The following is a 17,611-nucleotide window of genomic DNA, read 5'->3' as shown; positions in this document are numbered from 1 at the left end:
ACGTGAAATGAGACCGGTCCGGTCTCAGAAGAGGTTCGCCTGCTGGTAGACCGAGAGCCCCTCGTTCGTGATCTCGTAGGGCTTTTTCTCCCGGGAGTGGTTCGCGTCCCGGATCTTCTGGATCTCGATCGCGAGCCGCGTCTCCCGAAAGTCGTCCGGCCGGATGTACTGGAGGACGAACACCGCGTCCGTGAGGTACTCCACGATACCGTACCGGGAGGCGTAGGGCGTCTCCTCGGACACCTCGCTGGTCACCAGCGCGGTGACGCCGGCCTCTTTCAGACTCCGGGTGAAGTCGTAGATCTCGCTGCGCCGCGTCGCGCGATCCTCGTACATCATCTCGAGCAACGAGACCGAATCCAGCACGAGCCGCGAGGCGCCGAACTCCTCGATGAGCGCCGGGAGTTCGTTCTTGATCGACGCGAGACTGTTGGCCATCTCGATTGGGTCGACGTCGACGACCGCGAGTCGATCCTCGGCGACGTACTCGTCGAAAGGGTACCCTTTCTCCGTCGCGCTGTCGATCACCCGCGCTCGGCTCTCCTCCAACGTGATGAACACCGCGTGCTCGCCCCGTGCCAGCCCGTGGTCGAGAAACTGCAATCCGAACGTCGTCTTCCCCGTTCCGGCGCTGCCCATCGCGACGATCAACGAGCGTTCGGGGACGCCGCCCTGAATCATCCGGTCGAGCCCCTCGATCCCCAGCTCGAGTCGCGGCAGTTCCGACTCGAGCTCCGCGTCGAAGTCGGATTCGTCAGCGCCTTCGAGCCCGAAATCGAGATCCGAGAACCCGCCGGCCCCCGGCTCGTCCCCCACGCTCGGCACCTCGACGTTCTCGAGTGCCGACCCGAAATCGTCGTCGAACAGCGAGTCCTCGGGGGCATCGTCGCTCCGGTCCGGCACATCGGCCCCGTCGTGAGCCGCGTCGACCGCCGCCGGCGTATCGATCCCGTCGCCGTCCGAAACTCGCTCGTCGTCCAGTGCCGCCGGATCGTCGTTGGTCGTTTCCTCGGCTCTCTCGTCGGCTGCTTCCTCGGTCCCTTCGTTTTCCTCGAGCGCGCGTTCGAACCAGTCCTCGCGGTCGTCATTCACGGTGATCACCGCCGTTCGTCGGCTCGAACCGTTCGACGGCGTCGGCTCTGCGGACTGCCATCGTCAACTCGACCGAACTGCTCGGAGACGTGCTCATGCGAGGTTGGCGACGCGCGTCGCCGTTCAGATAGCTCGAGTGTGCCCCACGACGATGAATGTTGTTGCCGTCCGGGGTTTCGGGCGGACAAACTGACCGAGACGGCACCGCCAAAACGTGGCTTTTTGACGACGGGTGGGCTACTCGCCGACAATGGACGTCGCCGTCGGCATCGTCGCACAACGGGACAACGAACGCGCACAGGGACTCGCCGCGAAACTGGTCGAGACGCTCGAGCGCGGCGCCGGAATCGGTGCGGAGTGCAACGTAAGCACCGTCGTCGACGACGCGACCGGCGAGCCGATCGGCGAACCCGGTGTGCCAGTCGCCGCGATGGCCGACCGGGACCTCGTGGTGAGTATCGGCGGCGACGGCACGCTGCTGTTCGTCGCTCGCGAGGTCGGCTCCACGCCGATTCTCGGCGTTAATCTCGGTGAAGTGGGGTTTCTCAACGCTGTCGCACCCGCCGACGCCGTCGCCGCGGTCACCGATCTCGTCGCTGAGTGTCGCGACGCCGGTGCACTCGAGGGACGCGAACTCGCCCGACTCGAAGCCACCTGTGCCGACGGGGAGTGGACGCTCGACCCCGCGCTCAACGAGGTCGTCGTCCACGGGAAGCGGCGAGGCCACGGCGGCGGCGCGACGGTCGAAGTTCGGGTCGACGGCGATCGGTACGCCGAGAGCCACGCCGACGGCGTGCTCGTGGCGACGCCGACCGGCTCGACCGCGTACAACCTGAGCGAGGGCGGTCCGCTCGTCCACCCTTCGATGGACGCCCTCGTCGTCACGCAGATGGCCGCCGCGGACGCGATGCCGCCGCTGGTCGTCGACCCCGAGACGGACCTCGAACTCGCCGTCTCCGGACCCGAAACCGCCTACGTGATCAGCGACGGACGGAATCGGCAGCGACTCGAGCTCCCTGCCACGGTCGGTATCTCGGTTGCGGACGAGCCGGTCACGCTCGTCGGGCCGCGAGGGAATTTCGTCGAGAGTCTCGAGAAACTCGAGTGACCGACGTGAACGAATCAGCTGGGAGGGTGTGGGACTCGTCGCCGCCAGCGTGAACGGATCGTTCGAGTGCCTCCACGTTCGTTGCGAAAACGGGGTCAGTACGTTCGAACGGAACGCAACTCCTCTCTCGAGTCCGTCGTTACAACCGGTTTTGCACGATCGTCGTCTCAGCCGAGTAACTGCTCGAGTTGGGCCGGGGGCACGGCACCGCGGGCGACCTGTTCGCCGGCGATGAACGTCGGGACGCCGGTGATCCCGCGACGCTGGGCCTCGAGGAACCGGTTCTCGAGTTCCGTCCGAAGCCCGTCATCGTCGATCGCGGATCGAATCTCGGCCGCCGGCAGCCCGACCGTCTCAGCGATGTCGGCCAGCACCTCCTCGTCGCCGATATCTCGCTCGTCCTGCCAGAGCGCGTCGTAGATCGCCTCGTCGAAGGCCGCCCACTGCTCGGGATACTCTTGCTTGACGTACCACGACGCCTGCTGGGCTGGCAGCGAGTCGACCTCGATCGCCAACTCCTGGGCCATCTCGACGTCGTACTCCGCCTGAAGACGGCGAACGTTCTGTCTCGCCTGCTCGAAGTACTGGTCGTCCTTGCCGTCGTCGACATCGTGATCGATCGAGCCGTCCGGATTCCGCTTCCCGCTGCGGAGGTCGAACGGTCGCCAGTCGACCTCGAGCGGCACCTCGTGCTGTGTGCGATACTGCTCGAAGGAGTTCTTCCCCAGATAGCAGAACGGACAGACGTAGTCGGCGTAGAGTTCGACCCGCTGAATTTCGTCGGACATACGCCCAGTAGGGAGGCACGACTGAAAAGGCGACGGCAACCGGCACGCTCCGCACGCGATGTTCCAAACCCGCTACTGGGGCACGTCCCGTAACCGGCTAATGGGTGCGGACCGCACAGAACCGTATGCGATTCACGCCAGGTCCGACGACGGTCCCGCCGGCGGTCAGGGAGGCGATGGCCGCGGAGCAACCGAACCCCGATCTCGAACCCGAATTCGCCAACCGCTACGACGACGTCTGTACGAAACTCGCGGAGATCTACGACACGTCCCACGACGTCGTCGTTCCCGGCGGGGAGGGGATCCTCGGCCTCGAGGCGGCCATCACCTCGCTGGTCGCCCCCGGCGACCGGGTGCTCTGCGTCTCGAACGGCCTCTACGGCGACGGCTTCGCGGACTTCGTCGACTCCTCCGACGGCAAGGCGGAACTCGTTGCCGCGCCGTACGACGAGGGGTACGATCTCGAGAGAGTTGCGACGGCGCTCGAGGACGCCGACGACGCGGGCGAGCCGTTCACGGTGGCGACGCTGGTCCACTGCGAGACTCCTACGGGGACGCTGAACGACATGAATCCCGTCCTGGACCTGCTCGAGGAGCACGACGTCCTGAGCGTCGTGGACGCCGTCTCGTCGCTCGGCGGAACGCCGGTTCCCACCGACCGGATCGACGTCTGTCTCGGGGCGTCCCAGAAGTGTTTCAGCGCGCCGCCGGGGCTGACGACAGCCGCGATCAGCGACCGCGCGTGGGCGGCGATGGCGGAGCGCGATCCGTCCTCGCTGTACACGAACTTCCTCCCGTGGCAGGACGTCTCCGATGGCTTCCCCTACACGCACCTAGACGCGAACGTCGCCGCGCTCGACGCGGCGCTCGATCGACTGCTCGAGGAGGGTCTCGAATCCGTCTACGAACGCCACGAGGACGCCGCAGAACGGTGTCGAGAACGGGGGGCCGAACTCGGGCTCGAGGTCTATCCCGATCCCGACCGATCGTCGCCGACCGTGACGGCGTTTCACCTCCCGGGCGAGGCGAGACGGGTCCAGCAGCGGGTCGCGGACGAAGCGGATATCGTCTTGGCAACTGGGCTGGGGGAGCTGGCAGACGATATCCTTCGGCTCGGGCATATGGGCTACAACGCCGAAATTGAGAAAGTGGAGCGAGCGATGGACGCCGTCGCTGCCGTGTTGGAGTAACGTCAGCGCTCGTTCGCGTCCCCGGCCGCAGGCGCACTCGCGCTCTCGTCGGTCGTCCCCGTCACGTCCGGCAGGTTGGGATCGCGGTAGGGGTTTCGGCCGTAGGCGGGTAACTCGTCCTCGAGTTGGGCTTTGAGCACGCGTCGAAGCCGGTTCAGACTCGTCGTGTCCAGCCCGTAGTCGGCGGCGAGGCGTTTGAACGTCTCCTCGTCGGTGATGTCGTGGGCGCGGTACTGCCCGAACAGCTCCTCCATGCGGTCGGGCGACAGCGCCTGCGTGTCGATATCGTCCAGTCCGAAGTACTGCTGGCGGTCGACGTCGACGACGTGGCGGATGACGACCAGCGCGACCTTCGGGATGGCTCGCTGGCTGCCGAACTCGGTGAGATCGATCTCGTCCATGACGCCGAGCGCGAGGTCCCGCTGCCACGGCGTCACGTCGAGGGCGTTACACAGGGCCTGCGTCGTCCGTAGCCGGTCTAAATGGTGGGCTCGCTCGCTGTAGCCCGGCGTCGCGCCGTGTTGCTCGTCGTGGAGTCGGCGGATGCTTTCGGAGAGGTCCGCGTCGGGGGACTCCGCGCGGCCGATGACGGTCGCACTCGGCGTGACGACGCCCCATTGTCTGACCGTCGAGTCGCGCTGGACGTCCGCCCGGGAGAGCGAGCCGGAGCCAGGGCGCGTCTCGAGGCGGCGGTCCTCGTCGTACTCGAGTCGCTGGCCGTCGCCGACGGCGGGAGGGTGGTCGACGCCTGCGGGTTCAGCACCGTCGTCTCTCATTACCTCCCGCTCAGACAGGCAGACGGAAAAAGGCTCGCTCCAGTCGGATGGTCTCTCAGGCTGACTGACACTGGAACAGATAGGTCTCCGCGGCGTACGCAGCGCTGGGGCTCTCGAGGATCTGCGGTTCGCGAAAAGCTCTTCGTAGCTACACCTTGTGACCAGAAGCACTTAAAGAGACACCGGACGGCACGTCTTCGTGGCCACGGCTTTCGAAGCGGAGTATACTCTCCGCTGGTGAGTTTGAGTGCAGTAGAACGGCCGTCTTCCCGTCGTATCTTTACCTTGTGACCAGAAGCACTTAAAGAACCGCGGAGCCACGACGGTCCGAGCGTGAACATGAATTGCGGAAACTAGCGGCTGGTCAGTTACCGACTTCCTGAGAAGCGACCGTTCTCCCGTCGTATCTTCACCTTGTAACCAGAGGTACGTAAAGGCCGAATCGATGCCGTTACCGAATTGCTGCGATCAGTTCGTCGACGAACCCGTCCAGACGTGCGGTGTCGGGCCCCTCTCGTGCGTGAATCTCGGGATCGATCTCCCGCGGCGGATGGGCGAATTCGCAGCCGACGGCGTCCCCGATATCGATGGCTCCGCCCCCCGCGCGTTTCCGCTCGAGTAACTCACGAGCCCTCTCGATCCGTTCCGCGTCGAAGACCGCTGGCGCTTGCTCGCTCAGGAACGTCTCGAACTCGAGCGCCGGCAGGTCGTGCTCGCCTCGCTCACCGGTTGCCTTCAGGTATCGAGCCGACATCGCGGCCCGACAGATCGTCAGGTTCCGTTTTACGGTGGGTTTCGTCTGGGTCTCGGCGAATCGCTCGTCGCTGGCCATGATCGTGGTCGTCCCGTCGTCGATTTCGACGACGTACGCGTCGTCGTCCTCGAGCACCTCGAGGATCGGAACCAGTTCGTCATCGGTGGACACCAGATGGTGCGAGATGTACTTGCGGTAGTTGCTGGTCGCGATGCCGCGCCACGCGTGATAGAGATCCATCGGGTTGTACGTGCGCTCGATGTATTCGGCGAGGTCGGTCGGGTCGTACACGGTGCGATAGCGGATCGGACTCCGAAGCAGGCAGATCGCGCCGTCGTTGGAGTCCGCGAGCAGTTGCGCGAACGTGCGGACGTCCCAGCCCTGCAGTTCGATGCCGTCGCTCTCGGCGTCTTCGTGGATCGTCGTCGGAGGTGTCTCGAGGTGGGCGTAGCGCCGCAGATCTTCGGGGACGAAGACGAAGCCGACGTCGTAGTCGCTCGCGGGACTCGCCGCACCCCAGGCACGGCTACCGCGGGCGACCGCCAGCGCGACGGAAACGCTGTGCTCGCGTTCGATCGTCGTCAGTAACTCGTCGACGCTCTCTAAGACGTGGTCCGGAACGGTGGCCATAGCTGTCGCTCGAGTACTGGAAGACGGAGAATCGAGAACGCGGTGTGACCGCGCCGAAATGCCCTTCGTAGCTTCACCTTGTAACCAGAAGCACTTAAAGAACGCCGACTACCGGCGCTGGTCCGGAGCCACGTCCGGAGCGGTCCTGTGCATACACGATTAGTTACGCATCCAGTGCCGAAGCGAGCGGCCCACCGACCAGGGAGAGTTCGTCACCTGCGTTCGCGACCCGTTCGAGTCGATCCGCAGGGCGTACGACCTCGGTATCGGACTCGTAGTGAATGAGTCCTTTTTCTTCCAGTTTCGGAATTCGTACGTGAATCGTATCGACGTACACGTCGGTTTCGTCTTCGCGTGCTACTACCGCGACTCGGTCGACGAGCGTCTCGACCGCGAGTGGCTTCTCGGCCAGCGAGAGTACGTACAGGAGATTCCACGACCGGGTGTCCAGTGCGAGTTCGGCTAACTCCCGTGCGTCTTCCGAGAGGGGTTCACTCGTTACTTCCGCTAGTCGGTCCGACTCGATCGTCCCGAGATCGGTAGCGAGATGCTGTCGTTCGGTTACAATCGATGCGTACAACGACACGACCATCCCGCTCGAGACACCGAGAAGTAGCAACTCCCCCGGCTCGACGACGGTTCCGCCGACGAGCCGCTCGACGACGATGTACCCGGCAATGACCGCGCCGACGATACTCCCGCCGACGAGCCCCCAGACGGCGACACTCCAGCGATCGGAACGAGTCAGTGGCCGTGTTGCCACCCAATAGCCACCGTATACGATGAGCGCAGCCGGAGCGCCGACGAGCGCGAACTCCACGGCCCAGAGGCTCATCGATACGGGGTGTGTGTACACATACGCGATGCCGATAATCCCGAACAGCGCTCCGACGACAGTGACGACCCACGACGGTGCATCATACTGGTGAATTAGGCGCGCATGTGTTTGACTCACAGGAATCTATCGTATGCTTCAGCCCCGCCTATTATGGGTCTTTTTTGAAATGCAGACGGATATTCCGGCTATCTGGATAGTACCTGGATGCACCGTCCGTGTCGCCGAAACTCGAGTTCGATGCGACAGACTGTGGCGGGTCCGTCCACCGGATGCGTCGGTCTCGTACCTGTCGCTGCCCGTCGCGAACTCCTGAGAAGCGGGCCGGTAGTTGACGAGGACACGCCCCCAGGGCCTAAGCTGACATTTATGTAATTCCGCACTACTGTTAGAACGATGACTGATGTGGATCCGTCTTCGCGGTGGCTTCCTAATCGCCCGCCGACGCTGACTGAAATCTCTCTCGCAGCCGTGTTCACCGTCACGTGGGTTCCTCTTCAGTTCGTTCGGCTCGAGGCAGTCTCTTGGCCGGCCGTAGCGGTCGGCTTTCTGTCAACGGCCGTCCTCATCGGACCGATCGCCAGCTCATCTTTCGGGAAACGAGTCGAGGAGTGGGGTCGATCCGTCGGCGTGATCTGGCGCGTTCTGGTCTTGGTAATCGTTCTCGCGGTTCTCGTATCGGTAGCGAGGTACGCGGTACCGAAGCCGGTGGGTATCAGCTTTGCGTTGGGCGGAATTTGTGCCGCAAGCGCGGTCGCTTGGGCGCAACTGATCCGATTCCGATCGATTTCGCGCTAGTCGCAGTAGGATAACCAACCACTCGAATTGCGGTCGCATCCATACACGGCCATTTAATTCTCCGAACGTGTCGTTGAAGAATCGAACTTCTCCGATAGCACCTCGCAGGCGTCGCTGCCCGTCGCGAACTCCTGAGAAGCGACCGTTCTCCCGTCATAGCTTCATCTTGTGACCAGAAGCACTTAAAGCGAAATTGACCGGGTACTCTCGAGGAACCGCACATACCAGTCGGTGACGAATCAGTGAATCCGTAGAAGCCCGCGTTCTCCCGTCGTATCTTCACCTTGTGACCAGAAGCACTTAAAGAACGGTCGGGAGCGGGACTCGAGTCGAGCGCCGAGTTGTCCCTTCGAGACCGGCAGGAGTGGCAGACTGTCCACCGAGGACTGCAGCTTTCGAAAGGTTGAATCGCCCCCTCCCCCGAATGCGGACAATGAGTCACCAGCTCCCGGACGTGCAGGCAACGTCGCCCGACGTCACCGTCGGTCTGAGTCAGGTCGGCGTCACCGGCGTCGACAAACTCGTCAAGATCGCCCGCGAGGGCAAACGCCCGATCGTGCTTACCGCCGAGTTCGAGGTCTTCGTCGATCTTCCCGCCTGGCGCAAGGGTGCGGACATGAGCCGTAACATGGAGGTCATCGACGAAATTCTCGAGGAAGCAACCCGCGAGGAGGCCTACCGCGTCGAGGACGTCTGTGGCGACGCGGCCGAACGACTGCTCGAAAAACACGACTACACCTCCACCGCGAAGGTCTCGATGGAAGCGGAGTTCATGCGCCGCGAGCAGACGCCAGCGAGCGACCGCGAGACCCAGCACACGGTCGACATCATCGCCGCCGCGACGGCGACCGAGGAGGGAACCCGCGAGGAGATCGGCGCCGAAGTAACCGGGATGACCGTCTGTCCGTGCTCGCAGGGGATGTCGGCCGCGCGCGCAAAACAGACGCTCGAGGATCTGGGCGTCGAGCAGGAAACGATCACTGAGTTCTTGGAGGAAGTCCCACAGCCGGGTCACTCCCAGCGCGGCCACGCGACCCTGACCGTCGAAGCGAGTGGCGACCCCGAGGTCGACCTGAACGACGTCATCGACATCGCGCGTGACGCGATGAGCGCCCGGATCTACAACCTCGCGAAGCGCCCCGACGAGGACCACATGACCTTCGATGCGCACTCGGACGCGAAGTTCGTCGAGGACTGCGTGCGCGCGCTGGCCGAAGGGGTCGTCGACGAGTTCGACCACCTCGCGGACGACGCCGTGATCACGATGAAACAGTCCAACGACGAATCGATCCATCAGCACAACGCCCACGCCGACCGCGTCGTCGAAATGGGGACGCTGCGCGAGGAGGTCAACGGCGACCTCGAGCGCTAAGCCGCCGATCGATATCCGTCACTGTCCGTTTCTGTTCGTCTGCAGTCCTTTCGTCGGCACGTCCATCGGTAACGACACGGGCTTCGTCCGGCGTCTCGCTCGAGACGTTCGATAACTCGGCCTCAGTGTTTTCTGACGCCTCTCCCGTTGAGCCCACTGCGCGCGAAAGGCATGCGCCGGAACCGCTGAGTCGATTCGACGTGTGCCAAACGACACGCGCGAGTCGTTTTCGGAGCTGTTCGTCTGCTACCGGGCGTCCGTTCGGTGACGTGCCGCCAGCAACGCAGCGAGACAGAGGGCCACGAGGGCGACGGCAGCACCGAAGCCGGGCATGCTGTCGTCGTCGCTGGTGTCGTCGTCGCTCTCGTCAGCATCGTCGCTGGCGCTGGTGTCGTCGTCGCTCTCGTCAGCATTGTCGGTCTCGTCGGCCGCTTCGGTATCCTCGGCCTCGAGAGCCGACTCAACGAGCAGTTCGTCGGTGTGTTCGTCGTGGAGGTTCCACACCGCCACGTTGCCGTCGACCTCGTGGGCATTCGATTCGGTGATCTCACTGGGCATGTTCACCTGATACGTAATCTCGGAGAGTTCGGGATCGTCGGCGGGGTCCTGAACGTTGAACTCCTCGTAGACGATCGTATCATTGTCCACTTCGACGTCTATGTGCGGCTCTTCGCTCGCGTCGACGTCGTCGAGCGTTATCGATAGCTCGTATCCGCCGTCGATCTCCGTCACCGTTACCGATGCCTCGCCGACCCACCCGTCCGCTTCGAACAGCGATTCGTACCACTCTTCGACCGTTTCATGACCGTCCATCTCGGCCCACATCGCGTACTCATCGTACGTCTCGTCCGTCATTCCCATCGACACTTCCATCCGCTCGAGCGAGCCATCTTCGGAGACGGTCACCTCCATACTCCCCGAATCGATGTCCTCCTGTGCCGCGGCGGACGCCGCTGCGCCGCCGAACGACATCGCCAGTAGAACGAGCGTCGCTACCCCGATCGTTACGGTCGATCTATCAGTAATTGAACGCATACGCGGACTTTCTCTCAATTTATCATAAATGTGTTTACCCGGTGAATTGCGATTCCCGTCGCGTCGATCGGTGGGCGTCCGCGTCGACTTCAAAACTCGAGCGGGTCGGCTACGTCCCACCGCGGGACGAACTCCTCGTGGACGTTCGCGGCGAACTCGGGATCTTTGAGGTCGATCATCCCGAACGCATCGCCCGAGGAGAGGGGGTTCGGTACCTGAATACAGACTTCGACGCCATCGATGATGTTGAACGACCCCGAGACGTCGTCGTTCGTCCGCACGTCGAAATCGTCGCGCTGCTGGAGGGTCTCCCGATAGCGTCTGCCCACCTCCTCGGAGAGCGACGAGACCATCTCGCGGGTCATTAAGAGATCGACTGTGACACCCCGATCGAGGGCGTCTTCGACCTCCGCGTTAACTTCTTCGCTGACGGCCTGGAGGTCCCACTGCGGGGCCGGATCCGCAGAGACCATCACGATGTGGTCGTCGGCGGCCGCGAGTCGCTCGAGGAGGAGATCGATCGTCTCGTCGGGACCGACGGCGGCCGTCCAAAACTGGTCTTCGACCGGCTCCGCCGCGTCGAGTTCGTCGGCCAGGTCGTCGACGATCGACTCGTACTGGTCGGCCTTTTCCTCGAGTTCGCGCTTCTTGTCGTCGAGCAGCCGGTCGAGGGCCGTCGACGGCTCGACGGCGACGTACTTTTTCGGTCGGCTCGCGGTCTGACTCCGGACGAGGTTGTACTGTTCGATGCTGTTCAACACGTCGTAGATCCGGCCCATCGGGACGTCGCTCGCCCGCGACAACTCCTTTGCCGTTGTGGGTCCCGTGTTGAGAAGCGCTCGATACGCTCGAGCCTCGTATTCCGAGAGCCCGAGGTCCCTGAGACTGGCCATGTGCTGACAGACCGACCGAAGAAACATAAACGCTGTGGTGGTTTGACAGCCGAGTGATTCGCGCGGGACGGACCTGCAGTCGGGCGTTACTCGAGGATCGTTTGGACGCGTTCGCTCAACTCTTCCGGGGTTTCGGCGGGCTCCGAGACGGTCTCGCCGCGTTCGACCCGAGCCGTTTTCGACTCGAGATCGCCGGCGTCGGGAACGACGGTCTTCTCGTGATCGGCCAGTCGGAGGGCGGCTCGATGGAGGTCCGTTCCGGGGTCGGTCGCGACGCGGATCACCAGCGGTCCCTCGAGTATTCGTGCGGTAGCGGTCGCATAGCGGGCAATCTGTACGCCGAAGCGGTCGCTCGCGCCGGCAAACGCCTCGAGCGTTTCTCGCGCGACGTCGCGGTATCGCTCCTCGCCGGTGAGGACCGATAGCTCCAGTAGCGCGTCCGCGAACGCGACGTTCGCGTCGAGTGGCCGAAGCGGGCGGTCAACCAGTCCGACCCCCGTCGCCGGCCCGTCGAGGAACGACTCCTCGTCGCGGAGCCGATCGATCGTCGCATCCGCGACTCCGGTGGCGTCCTCGAGGACGGCCGTATCGAGGGAGCTCGCGGCGGTCGTCAGCGCAGCCAGCGTGCGTGCCTGGTTGGTGAGCAGTGGAGTCGGCTCACCGTTCTCGTCGAATTCTATGTCTCCCTCGAGGGCGTGAGCGGCCACGCCGTCCGCGATCAGGTCGCTTCGGAGGGTCGCGAGTGCTCGTTCGGCGTACCGCCGAGCGCGTTCGTCGTCGGTGTAGGCGTAGTACGTCAGGAGCCCTTCGATCGCCAGCGCGTTCGGCCCGGCGAAGACGCCGTCGTCGACCGGCGGCTCGTCGGCTGCAGCGCGGTCGGTCGCGTCGAGGGCGTGTGCGTCGCCGTCGCCGGGCGCCTGACTGTTCGCGAACGCGTCGGCGTCGTCGTTCCACAGCGTCGTCGTGAGGTACTCGATGGTTCGCTCGGCGGGCTCTCGGTACTCGTTTTTGCCCGTGTGCAGGTAGGCGTTCGCGAACGCGCGCACGAGCGCGCCGTTGGAGTCCAGCAACTTCTCGTACTGCAGTCCGGACCAGTCGCGGTCGGCCGCAAAGCGGTAGAAACCGCCGTCGTACTCGTCCAACAGGTTCGCGCCGACGGCGTCGAACGAGCGCAGCGCCATCTCCCGGTCGCGTTTGAGCGCGAACTCGAGGGCGTCGGGGAGCGGAAACTTCGGGCTCTGGCCCCAGCCGCCGGCGACCTCGTCGTAGGTCTCGGTTAGCTGGCCGAGCATCGCGGACTCGACGTCGCCCGTGAGTTCGCCCGCAGGCGGGCTGTCCTCCCGAAGCGGCCGTGGAACCCGTCCGGCGCCGCTGCCTTTGGTGTCCCACATGGTCCGAACGCTGTCCAGTACCTGTCGCATTCCGTCGTGGCCGAGGTAGCCCGCGCCGGTCAACACCGTCCCGTCGGGGGCGAGAAAGACCGTCGAGGGAAAGCCGCCCATGTTGTACCGATCACGCACGCGCGGGTAGCGATCCACGTCGACCCGTATCGGGACGAAACTGTCGTTGACGTTCGCGGCGATTCGCGGTTCGGCGTACGTCTCTCGGTCCATTTCGTGGCAGTGGTCACACCACGTCGCAGTGAGCGAGAGCAACACGGGAACGTCCGCCTCCGCCGCTTCGTCGAAGGCGTCCGGTCCCCACTCGCGCCACTCGACACGTGTCGGATCGTCCATACCGACACCTCGGTTGTCGCTGGCGTAAGCCCTTCGTTCGATCGTGGCTCGAATTCGCAGCGTCAGCGCTCGAGATTCGCCTGTCGCTCGAGCGCTCGAGATCGCCGAACGCGAAACGAGAGTAAAGCGTTTTCACCCTCCCCCGGCTATATCGAGGCATGCTCCGGTGGATCTTCGCGCTGTTGCTCATCCCCTTTCTCGATGCGGTGATTCTCGCCGTCGTCGTCAGCCAGACGACGTACATCGGCTGGGTCGGGATGGTGTTGCTCGTCGTCCTGACCGGACTCATCGGCATGCTACTCGTGCGCGCCGAGGGTCGCCGAACCATCCGGAAGATGCAACGGTCGCTGGCGGAGGGGAAGCCGCCCACCAACGAACTGCTCGACGGCGGCCTGCTGATCGCCGCCGGCGCGTTCCTGCTCACCCCCGGTCTGATCACGGACCTCATCGGCTTCATGCTCGTGATCCCGCTGACGCGGATCCCGATCCGCGCCGGACTCAAACGCTTCGTGATCGTCCCCTACGCGGACAAGAAGACCGGCGGCTTCACCAGCGGCCAGGTCTGGACCTTCGGCTTCCCGGACGAGGGGATGGCTCGAGAGGGGCACGGCGCCTCGAGCGAGAACGGGACGTACGATCTCGGTGCCGACGACTACTCCGTCGACGACGGGACCGATGGCGAGTCGTACACGATCGATTTCGGCGACGAACGGACCTCGGATCTGTCGGACGAATCGGATGACGACGCCGGGGACCACCCCACGCGGTAGCGGTTCGCACGGGCCACCAAGAAAGAAACGCTTAAACATCCCACCCGGCAACTACTGATTGCGACGCGGGCCAATAGCTCAATCAGGTTGAGCGCCACTCTGATAAGGTGGAGGCTCTCGGTTCAAATCCGAGTTGGCCCACTTCTGCTGCGAACAATGCGAACGTAGTGAGCCGTGAGCAGCAGAAATACATCCTACTCGGATTTGAGCCCTGGAAGTCACAGCCCGGGAGTGAACGAAGTGAGCGACCCGGAATGTCTTCCTTCGGTTCAAATCCGAGTTGGCCCATACTTTTCCGACGAACAAACTCGTGAGTCGGAAATATGGAATCCAACTCGATTTAAATTACGGAAGACGCACGCTCACGAGCGCAGCGGGTGAGACCGTCTTCAGGTGGCTCAAATCCGAGTTGGCCCACTTCTCGCTGCAAACAACACCGTGAGCAGCGAGTCCGTGCTGCCGCGAGGATACGACTGTGACGAGAACGTACTCTCGAGCGTTCGGTCTCGACACTACCGTCGGTTTCCGGAGCACGAAGGGGAATATATTCGGGAGAACTGGCTTCGCCGGCGAGCGGTTTCTATCGACTGTACGGTGCCCGAGACCGGGCGAGCGGCCCAGTAACGGGTACGAGCGGTGACTGACGGTCAGGAATCAGTTCGCGACATCGTATGCGGCACAGACTACCGACAATGACATCGACAATCGATCCGGAGACGAACCTCGGACAGCTCGTCAGAGTACACCCCGAATTCGCACCAGTGTTCGAATCACTCGGCATCGACTACTGCTGTGGTGGCGACACGCCGCTGGCACAGGCCTGCGAGGAGAACGGTCTCGAGGTCCAACCGACCCTCGAGCGATTGGCAGACGCGCAGTCGACTGACTCGACCGATCCGACTGACGCGTCGCTCTCGGAACTCGTCGACGACATCGTCGAGACTCACCACGACTATCTCCGGTCCGAACTCCCATCGCTCGAGCGCACCGTTCGAAAAGTCGCTCGCGTGCACGGGGAGAGCCATCCCGAACTCGAGGCGATCGAATCCGAGTTTCTCGCCCTCGAGACGGACGTTATGGAACACATCGCGGACGAAGAGGAGACCGTCTTTCCCGAGATCGTCACGCTGGACGACGAAACGGCACGAACCGACGCCGAGGCGGATCGAATCCGCGATGCGATCGACCACCTCGAATCGGACCACGACGCGGCGGCGTCCCATCTCGAGGCGATTCGCCGCCTGAGCGACGACTACGCGGTTCCGGAGGACGCCTGTACGAGTTACCGAAACATGCTCGATCGGTTGCAGTTGCTCGAGGCGGATCTGCACGCACACATTCACACGGAAAACAACGTGCTCTTTCCCGACGCTGAGGCAGCGCTGGCGTCGGCGTGATCCGCCCGATCGACCCGAGACCCGGAGTACTTACGTCTGGAGTTTCATTAGATAGCTAACCGAAAGAAGCGCTGTCCTTGGCGCACAGTCGGGACCGAACGGTCGATATTGCCGAGGACGTGATCGACGGATTTGCTCACGTCGCCGGCCGTTCCGAATCCCACAACCCAGCCACGTTGGCTGCGAGACTGTCACACAGGACTGCTATGATCGGCTCTACTAATGGACATTGAAATCGCAACGATAGGCGGCTACGAAGAAGTCGGGCGACAGATGACTGCGGTCCGCGCGGGTGACGATATCGTGATCTTCGATATGGGGCTGAACCTGTCGAAGGTCCTGATTCACGACAACATCCAGACCGAGGGGATGCACAGCCTCGATCTGATCGACATGGGCGCAATCCCCGACGATCGGGTGATGAGCGACCTCGAGGGCGACGTGAAAGCGATCGTTCCGACGCACGGCCACCTCGACCACATCGGCGCGATCAGCAAGCTCGGCCACCGGTACGACGCACCGGTCGTCGCGACGCCGTTTACCTGCGAACTGGTCGAAGAGGAAGTCGACGACGAGCAGAAGTTCGGCTTCGACAACGAGATCATCAGGATGGAGGCCGGTGAGACGATGTCGATCGGCGACAGCGGCCAGGTCGAACTCGAGTTCGTCAACGTCACCCACTCGATCATCCAGGCAATCAATCCCGTACTCCACACGCCGGAGGGCGCGGTCGTCTACGGACTGGACAAGCGGATGGATCACACGCCGGTCATCGGCGACCCGATCGACATGAAGCGCTTCCGTGAGATCGGTCGCGAGGGCAACGGCGTCCTCTGTTACATCGAGGACTGTACCAACGCGAACAAGAAGGGGCGAACCCCCAGCGAAAACGTCGCGCGCGAGCACCTCCGAGACACTCTTTACAGCATGGAGGACTACGACGGCGGGATCGTCGCCACGACGTTCGCGAGCCACATCGCCCGCGTTAAATCGCTCATCGAGTTCGCTCGAGACATCGGCCGCGAGCCGATTCTGCTCGGCCGATCGATGGAGAAGTATTCGGGAACCGCGAAACGGATGGGTGTCGATTTCCCATCCGACGTGGATATGGTCGGCTACCGCCGGTCCATCGATCAGACGCTCGAGCGGATCATGAACGACGGCAAGGAGAACTTCCTGCCGGTCGTGACGGGCCACCAGGGCGAGCCGCGAGCGCTGCTCACGCGAATGGCCCGCGGGGAAACGCCGTATCAGCTCGATAACGGGGACAAAGTAATCTTCTCCGCACGCGTGATTCCCGAGCCAACGAACGAGGGACAACGGTACCAGTCCGAAAAACTGCTCGGTATGCAGGGTGCGCGCGTCTACTCCGACATCCACGTCTCCGGCCACCTCTGTCAGGAGGGTCACTACGAGATGCTCGACGCGCTTCAGCCCCAGCACATCATTCCGGCCCACCAGGACCTGAGCGGCTTTTCGGGCTACGTCGACCTCGCGTCCAATCAGGGATACACGCTCGGGCGAGATATCCACGTCACCACGAACGGAAACATCATCGAACTCGTGTAACCCGTCTCGAACGTGGATCGTCGCGCCCGATCGGGCGGGCTCCAACTCAGGCTAATTCCTGATCAATAGCGCTCAAATAAATCTGTTTTTTTGTGGACTCGCTTCCAGTGGGCCACGGCTGAGCGCCTATAGCAATCTGCTTGGTAGCGGATTTTCTTCCGATGGAATTGTCGTCAATACACCGATGAGCCGATTCAGCGACGGTAGTGGCCGTAGTGTCCGTTGGAATATATCATTTATGTACTTATTGACCGGCCGAATAGACGTCCGAAAACTACACTGCAGGGTGTGTGAGACTCCCTCTCTTTGAAGCATCGATTCGCAGGCCTTATGTAGTGGTCGGCGATTACAATTTAATCCGAAGGAGATGAGGACCCTTCCCCTGCGGTCCGCCGTACAGAAGGGGTCTGATGTTAGCCTTGGTAGTTCGGTGACGCTCGACCGGTCGCGGTCTGAGGTCGCCGAACGTGGACCCATTTATGTGTGAGTGTGTACAAGAATTTACATTCACCGCCAAATGAACCCTCCCGACCACAAGGTCGGGAGTAATATAGCATTCCGGTTGATCCTGCCGGAGGTCATTGCTATTGGAGTCCGATTTAGCCATGCTAGTTGTACGAGTTTAGACTCGTAGCAGATAGCTCAGTAACACGTGGCCAAACTACCCTATGGACCCAGACAACCTCGGGAAACTGAGGCTAATTTGGGATACGATTCTCCCGCTGGAACTGCAGAGAATCCGAAATGCCCCGGCGCCATAGGATGTGGCTGCGGCCGATTAGGTAGACGGTGGGGTAACGGCCCACCGTGCCGATAATCGGTACGGGTTGTGAGAGCAAGAGCCCGGAGACGGTATCTGAGACAAGAT

At 62.8% G+C, this 17,611-nt stretch carries 14 protein-coding genes, 1 tRNA gene and 1 rRNA gene; 8 read left to right on the top strand and 8 right to left on the bottom strand.

Annotation, left to right across the window (positions count from 1 at the left end; translation table 11 throughout):
• Positions 1–24 precede the first annotated feature (24 nt).
• A complete protein-coding gene (locus ACSFDB_RS15615) occupies positions 25–1,101 on the bottom strand; it encodes a KaiC domain-containing protein (protein WP_440771865.1) in 1,077 nt (358 codons plus the stop codon).
• A gap of 241 nt (positions 1,102–1,342) precedes the next feature.
• Between ACSFDB_RS15615 and ACSFDB_RS15610 the strand changes: the two genes are divergently transcribed.
• A complete protein-coding gene (locus ACSFDB_RS15610; RefSeq protein ID WP_440771864.1) occupies positions 1,343–2,200 on the top strand; it encodes an NAD(+)/NADH kinase in 858 nt (285 codons plus the stop codon).
• Between the two features lie 167 nt (positions 2,201–2,367).
• On the opposite strand, the gene ACSFDB_RS15605 is transcribed toward ACSFDB_RS15610, so the two are convergent.
• The gene (locus ACSFDB_RS15605; protein ID WP_440771863.1) at positions 2,368–2,988 is read right to left on the bottom strand and encodes a DsbA family oxidoreductase; all 621 of its coding nucleotides are present in this window, start codon (positions 2,986–2,988) and stop codon (positions 2,368–2,370) included.
• Positions 2,989–3,113: 125 nt separating this feature from the next.
• Here ACSFDB_RS15605 and ACSFDB_RS15600 point away from each other — a divergent pair, with 125 nt between their 5' ends.
• Positions 3,114–4,178, top strand: coding sequence for a pyridoxal-phosphate-dependent aminotransferase family protein (locus tag ACSFDB_RS15600; protein ID WP_440771862.1), 1,065 nt, complete (start codon positions 3,114–3,116; stop codon positions 4,176–4,178).
• A gap of 2 nt (positions 4,179–4,180) precedes the next feature.
• Here the strand turns inward: ACSFDB_RS15600 and ACSFDB_RS15595 are convergent, their stop codons facing one another.
• The 3 genes from ACSFDB_RS15595 to ACSFDB_RS15585 form a co-directional block, all read right to left on the bottom strand.
• Positions 4,181–4,954, bottom strand: a complete 774-nt coding sequence (locus ACSFDB_RS15595; RefSeq protein WP_440771861.1) for a DNA-directed RNA polymerase subunit epsilon — start codon at positions 4,952–4,954, stop codon at positions 4,181–4,183.
• A 451-nt stretch (positions 4,955–5,405) separates the two neighbouring features.
• Entirely contained in the window at positions 5,406–6,338 is a 933-nt protein-coding gene (locus ACSFDB_RS15590) for a nucleotidyltransferase domain-containing protein (protein ID WP_440771860.1), read from the bottom strand.
• A 163-nt stretch (positions 6,339–6,501) separates the two neighbouring features.
• Positions 6,502–7,293, bottom strand: coding sequence for a hypothetical protein (locus tag ACSFDB_RS15585; RefSeq protein ID WP_440771859.1), 792 nt, complete (start codon positions 7,291–7,293; stop codon positions 6,502–6,504).
• Positions 7,294–8,404: 1,111 nt separating this feature from the next.
• Here ACSFDB_RS15585 and mptA point away from each other — a divergent pair.
• On the top strand, positions 8,405–9,343 hold the full coding sequence (gene mptA, locus ACSFDB_RS15580) for a GTP cyclohydrolase MptA (protein ID WP_440771858.1): 939 nt from the start codon (positions 8,405–8,407) through the stop codon (positions 9,341–9,343).
• Between the two features lie 246 nt (positions 9,344–9,589).
• On the opposite strand, the gene ACSFDB_RS15575 is transcribed toward mptA, so the two are convergent.
• From ACSFDB_RS15575 to ACSFDB_RS15565, 3 genes are all read right to left on the bottom strand, one after another.
• Positions 9,590–10,378, bottom strand: coding sequence for a PGF-CTERM sorting domain-containing protein (locus ACSFDB_RS15575; RefSeq protein WP_440771857.1), 789 nt, complete (start codon positions 10,376–10,378; stop codon positions 9,590–9,592).
• 89 nt (positions 10,379–10,467) lie between these two features.
• Positions 10,468–11,271 (bottom strand): TrmB family transcriptional regulator, encoded by an 804-nt coding sequence (locus ACSFDB_RS15570; RefSeq protein ID WP_090309203.1) that lies wholly within the window; start codon positions 11,269–11,271, stop codon positions 10,468–10,470.
• Between the two features lie 86 nt (positions 11,272–11,357).
• A complete protein-coding gene (locus ACSFDB_RS15565) occupies positions 11,358–13,007 on the bottom strand; it encodes a DUF255 domain-containing protein (protein ID WP_440771856.1) in 1,650 nt (549 codons plus the stop codon).
• Positions 13,008–13,165: 158 nt separating this feature from the next.
• On the opposite strand from ACSFDB_RS15565, the gene ACSFDB_RS15560 reads away from it, so the two are divergent.
• The 5 genes from ACSFDB_RS15560 to ACSFDB_RS15540 form a co-directional block, all read left to right on the top strand.
• Entirely contained in the window at positions 13,166–13,777 is a 612-nt protein-coding gene (locus tag ACSFDB_RS15560) for an FxsA family protein (protein ID WP_440771855.1), read from the top strand.
• A 67-nt stretch (positions 13,778–13,844) separates the two neighbouring features.
• Positions 13,845–13,918, top strand: a tRNA-Ile gene (locus ACSFDB_RS15555).
• Between the two features lie 551 nt (positions 13,919–14,469).
• Positions 14,470–15,174, top strand: a complete 705-nt coding sequence (gene ric, locus ACSFDB_RS15550; protein ID WP_440771854.1) for an iron-sulfur cluster repair di-iron protein — start codon at positions 14,470–14,472, stop codon at positions 15,172–15,174.
• Positions 15,175–15,396: 222 nt separating this feature from the next.
• On the top strand, positions 15,397–16,743 hold the full coding sequence (locus tag ACSFDB_RS15545; protein ID WP_440771853.1) for an RNase J family beta-CASP ribonuclease: 1,347 nt from the start codon (positions 15,397–15,399) through the stop codon (positions 16,741–16,743).
• Between the two features lie 555 nt (positions 16,744–17,298).
• Positions 17,299–17,611: ribosomal RNA gene (locus tag ACSFDB_RS15540) — 16S ribosomal RNA — on the top strand; the annotation flags it as partial.

The sequence above is a fragment of the Natronorubrum amylolyticum genome, assembly GCF_052040145.1.
Lineage (GTDB): Archaea > Halobacteriota > Halobacteria > Halobacteriales > Natrialbaceae > Natronorubrum.
The sequence above is the reverse complement of the archived record's forward strand: the minus strand, read 5'-3'. Positions and strand labels throughout refer to the sequence as shown.